Source organism: Bacteroidia bacterium, assembly GCA_025056095.1.
Lineage (GTDB): Bacteria > Bacteroidota > Bacteroidia > JANWVE01 > JANWVE01 > JANWVE01.
Genome location: JANWVW010000211.1, coordinates 1 through 4,933, shown reverse-complemented (window position 1 = coordinate 4,933; position 4,933 = coordinate 1). Strand labels below are relative to the sequence as shown.

The window sequence follows — 4,933 nt, the reverse complement described above, 5'->3', positions numbered from 1 at the left end:
CCCCCGCCCCCCCCCCCACGCCGACCTTGCCCACACAAGCGCAAGCGAAGTGTGGGCAAGGGCACGCCCAAAAAAAATCTATCAAGTAGAAAAACTTCCCAAAAAAATGACTAAAAAGATACCACAAAGAGTGAAACGGGTAAACACTAATGCATGGAACAAACTGACTATTTTGATTGATTAGAAATGTATTTTTGCAAAAGGTGAGAAAATTACTGGCTAACACTCTAAGCGTCTTTATTCTGACAACTGTATTTTATACTGCTTACCTCTTCTATAAAACTTACCAAACACAAGAAGAAAAAATCTCTGTGCGTGGCGGAGATCGCTTTATCGGCTTTGATTGGATAAAATGGGAAAATACTACACGAGGCATCGAAGCTACTTTTGTACACCCTATTCTTAAATCCAACGCCCTATTGCAAGGCATCTCTGTACAAGAACACGATATACTCACAGCTATCAACTACCAAAAAGTATATACCGCAGATATGGCTAACGAAATTATCCGCAGCGCTAAACCTGGCGAACACCTTATTTACCAAGTTCTTCGTGATGATCCTGAACAATTTCGCCCATTTGAAGCCACTATCATCATTCAATGCGGATACTATCCAACTTTTACCTATCCTTTGGAAAAAACATTGTGGCAAGTCCAAAGCTGGACTTTGGTATTTATGGCAATGGGCGCCCTAACTTTGTGGCTGATTCTCATCCCTATCGTTCAACAAGACTTAAAGACTTATTTGCTACCTTTTAGCCTGATTACATTTGTGCTGCTTTGGTATGTAGTGCAAAATGCTCGGTATTTTAGTTTGATATTAGAAATACAATTTTTTAATGTAAAATTAGAACGCTGGCTGCTTACATTTCTTCTTATCTTCTGGAATGCTATTGCTGTAACTATATTTTTAAATACTTTACAATACCTATTCCATCGCTACCTTAAACTTTGCATAATTTTTTTAATGACCATTTATTTTTTGGCTATTTCGTTTATCATTATTAAGACCATTTTTGTAGATGCCACCTATCCTTATCATGCTCAATCTCTAAGCTTTGTTACTCAAATGATTTTTCTGATAAGTGTATGGCACTACCAACTCCAAAGGATAATTCATGAAACGCAGTGGAATAGTAAAAAAATTCTCTTTTCAACACTTTATTTTGTGTTCTCCTCTATACTTTTGTGGAATACTGCTTTTTCTACTTATGCTGTGTGGAAAAGTGAAATAAACGAGCTTTTAGTGCAAGGTTATTTAGTTTTTCCTGCTTTTTGGGCGGTCAATCCGCTACTGCGGTTTGGCAAGGTAAGTTTAGTCGTTACACAGTCTATTTTGTATTTTATCGGCATACTTTTGATATTAGTCTTGTATGCTTTGATTGACAAGCTCTACTACTTTCGTTTTTCATACAATCCTTACAATGGTTTAGTAGAGGTACTAATTTTAATAGTTTTAGTCTTAATTGCGCAAAGGATATACTATCGGTATGAGCATGTTTTTCAACGGTTATTTATTACTACCGTCCAAAAACGGACTTTTCAGATGAAAGCATTTTTAGATAAGATCCCAAGTTACACTTCTTCAGAAAAACTTTTGAAAGATTTTGTCAAAGAAATACAGGATTACACTCAAAGTATTGAAGTACAGATATGGCTATCGCAGCATTATGTCGAAGAAAGCCTACTTTTGTCCTTAATAGATAAGGTCAAAATACATCAAATGATGCAAAAGTCTGAAACTTTTTGGGCGAGGAACAAGGAACTTAGCCGATTTAAGTTAGAACCAGCAGTGGAAGAATTTTGGATACAAAACGAAGTTAGTTTAGTCTTTCCTTTGGAAATTTCTAATGAGCAAGAGATAGGCTTTCTTATACTTAAACGAAAAAAGTCAGGTGTATTTAATTTGTATGAAGTAGAGCTTATTCGCAGGGCTATTACGCAGCTTCAACTTACGTTAGAGGTGTTGTATCTTTTGGAAAAGGAAAAAATACTTATTCAAAAAAATGCAGAAGCTAACTTAATAGCCTTGCGCTCACAGATCAATCCGCATTTTTTGTTTAACACGCTCAATACGATAAGTGCGCTTATTCATTACAAGCCTGATTTAGCAGAGCAAGCGGTGGAAAAGTTGGCTTTTATTTTTAGGTACACACTCAAATACTCTAATGAAAATTTTGTTACTGTTGAAAACGAAATGTCTTTGGTAAGGAGCTATCTTGAAATTGAACAGCTGCGTTTTGGCGAGCAGTTACAAGTATCCCTAAACGTTCAGCATGAAGCAGAAAAAGTTCAGATTCCTGCGTTTTGTATTCAGACATTGGTTGAAAATTGCATCAAGCATGGTTTATCTAACATACTGCATGTCGGTCAAATAAAAATTGATGTTTTTATTGAGAATAGTTTTTTGTACTGTGTAGTGTATGACAATGGCGTAGGTATAGACTTGTCCCGAAAAAATAAAGGTACAGGTATAAATAATGTGGAAAGTCGCTTAAAGAAGTTATATCATCGTGAGGATTTGCTCACCTTTGAGAGGTTAGAGCAAGGTACTCGGGCTACGTTGAGAATCCCTTTGCAGGAAATGATTTGATTTTTTGTTTTTTTGGGCGTGCCCCTTGCTGCGCAAGGGTCGGGGCATTCCGCGCATAGTTCGCAGCATGCCGCCCTTGCCCACACAAGCGCAGCGAAGTATGGGCAAGGGCATGCTAAAGTTATCTTTTGTGTAAAAACAAAAATGACGTAATTAATATTTTTAAATAAAGACTTGCATAATTTAAAATGAATGCTTACATTTGCAGAGAAGCAAATTGGAGCACATCTATGAAAAAGCTGTTGAAAAAGCTGTATCTACTATTATTACTAGGCCTTGCTCTTGGTTACAGTTGTTCCAAAGCGTGGGCTTTAATTTTCACAGTTACAAATACGTTAAATGCAGGACCTGGTAGTCTAAGACAGGCGATCTTGGATGCTAACGCGGCAGCAGGACCAGACAACATTCATTTCAACATTCCAGGTACGCCACCTCATGTCATTTCAATTACTACGGCTTTGCCCAACATCACAGGTCCTGTGATTATTGATGGAAATACTCAACCTGCGGGAAGCTACACAGGTTCTGCTCCTAAAATCATAATAGATGGAGGTGCATTAGGAGCTCATGGCTTACAAATTACTTCAGCTAATGTACAACTTATCGGGCTTGAAGTAAGAAACTTCGGATATTCTGGTATATTTGTAGATGGCGATCCTGCTGATAATTTTCTGATAGAAAGATGTGTAGTCAGAGCTAATAGTTACTTTGGAATAGATTTACAAGGACCTGATAATGGGATAATAAGAGGTTGCGTAATTGGACTTTTGCCTGATGCGTCTGCGTGTAGTGCTAATGGATACGATGGTATACAAGTAGGACCAGGCTCTAATAACAATCAAATCCTTGACAACATCATAGCATGTAATTTGTATAGAGGAATAGATGTAGAAGGCGCAATGGGAACCATTATTCGCGGTAATCAGATAGGTATGGCAGGTACAAGTTGTGTGGGCAATGATTACTACTGTATTGAAGTCAAATCAGGGTCTCAGAATACGATTATTGGTGGTTCTGCATCAGGACAACCGAACATTATTACAGGGGGACAGTATGATGGTATTCATGTAGATGGTCCAACTACTATTAATAATTTGATTAGCAGGAACCAGATATATTGCAATGCTCCCCCCGGCGGCTACAGGGGAATAAGGCTTAGCAATGGTGGCAACGGGTCGATTCCTTCTCCTGTTATTACTACTGCCACTACTACAACCGTTTCAGGTACAGCCCCACCTAACTGCACGATTGAAGTATTTCAAGCCCAAGATGTGAGTTTAGGATTTTGTGCAGGTACAGATCCTGACCAAGGTGCTGTTTATTTAGGAACTACTACTTCAAATGCATCAGGAAATTGGTCATTAGCAGGTTCTTTTTGTGGTTATGTTACTGCTACGGCTACTAATTCGTCTAATAATACTTCTGCTTTTGCGTTACGGGCTTATACAGGAACTTCATGCGCTGTACCTGTCAATTGTGTGGTAAATGTACTTCCTTTGGAAATAGAGAACTTTGTAGGTAAATACACTCATAAAGGTGTTGTACTATCTTGGGAACTTTCCAACTATCAAAACTTTAAGAAGTTATACGTACAGCACAGTATCGATGATAGAGTATGGGAGTATGCAGAGGAGGTAGCTAGTATAAACTCACAACAGAGTGTTGAGACACAAGTTTTCAGAGAGGGTGTGAATTATTACAGAGTAGTAGGGGTAAGCAAGGATGGACAGAATGTGTATTCTCGTACTATAGCTATTGAGGTTTCAGATTGTAAAGAGAAATTTGAAGTTTATCCTAGTGTTGTGAAGCATGGTGAAGATATTAAAATTAAGAATGGAAAAGGTTATGTTAGAATTTATGATAGTATGGGTAGGTTAGTGTTTGAGAGAGAATTGGGGGCGAGTGAGAGTATAAATTGGAGTACTTACGGGGCAAGTGGGGGTGTATATTTTATTCAAACTCAAAACAGTACAGTTCCAGTTCATGTAATTCCCTAAGCAATTGGGAGGAGCTAATTATTTGGACTTATAGCAGAATTCTGAAGTTTTAGATTTGTTTTTTTGGTTTTGGTCGTGCGGGCGCAAGGGTCAGGGGCATTTTGCACATAGCCCGTAGCACGCCGCCCTTGTGGGCATGAGCACAAGCGAAACGCCCACAAGGGCACGCCCAAAAAAATAATCCATAAAAACAAAAAGCTTTTTTAAATACAAACCAATCAGAACTACTTTTTTGAAAGAGATATGTATCTCACAATTTTGAATACGGACTTTTGAACTTTTTATACCTGCTTTGAACCTTAACTTACTAAAAATCAACATTTACAGCCATAATTGCTGCAA

The 4,933-nt window shown here is 38.0% G+C and carries 5 protein-coding genes; 4 read left to right on the top strand and 1 reads right to left on the bottom strand.

What is annotated here, in order from left to right; all coding sequences use genetic code 11:
- From NZ519_12080 to NZ519_12065, 4 genes are all read left to right on the top strand, one after another.
- A partial coding sequence (locus tag NZ519_12080; protein ID MCS7029493.1) for a hypothetical protein occupies positions 1-184 on the top strand: 184 nt, incomplete at its 5' end.
- 19 nt (positions 185-203) lie between these two features.
- Positions 204-2,594 (top strand): histidine kinase, encoded by a 2,391-nt coding sequence (locus tag NZ519_12075; GenBank protein ID MCS7029492.1) that lies wholly within the window; start codon positions 204-206, stop codon positions 2,592-2,594.
- A gap of 12 nt (positions 2,595-2,606) precedes the next feature.
- Positions 2,607-2,747: a hypothetical protein gene (locus NZ519_12070; GenBank protein ID MCS7029491.1), complete on the top strand. Its 141-nt coding sequence runs from the start codon at positions 2,607-2,609 to the stop codon at positions 2,745-2,747.
- A gap of 218 nt (positions 2,748-2,965) precedes the next feature.
- On the top strand, positions 2,966-4,591 hold the full coding sequence (locus NZ519_12065; protein MCS7029490.1) for a right-handed parallel beta-helix repeat-containing protein: 1,626 nt from the start codon (positions 2,966-2,968) through the stop codon (positions 4,589-4,591).
- A gap of 14 nt (positions 4,592-4,605) precedes the next feature.
- Here NZ519_12065 and NZ519_12060 read toward each other — a convergent pair whose 3' ends face one another.
- Complete coding sequence (locus NZ519_12060; GenBank protein MCS7029489.1) at positions 4,606-4,764, bottom strand: hypothetical protein; 159 nt, start codon at positions 4,762-4,764, stop codon at positions 4,606-4,608.
- Between the last annotated feature and the right edge of the window lie 169 nt (positions 4,765-4,933).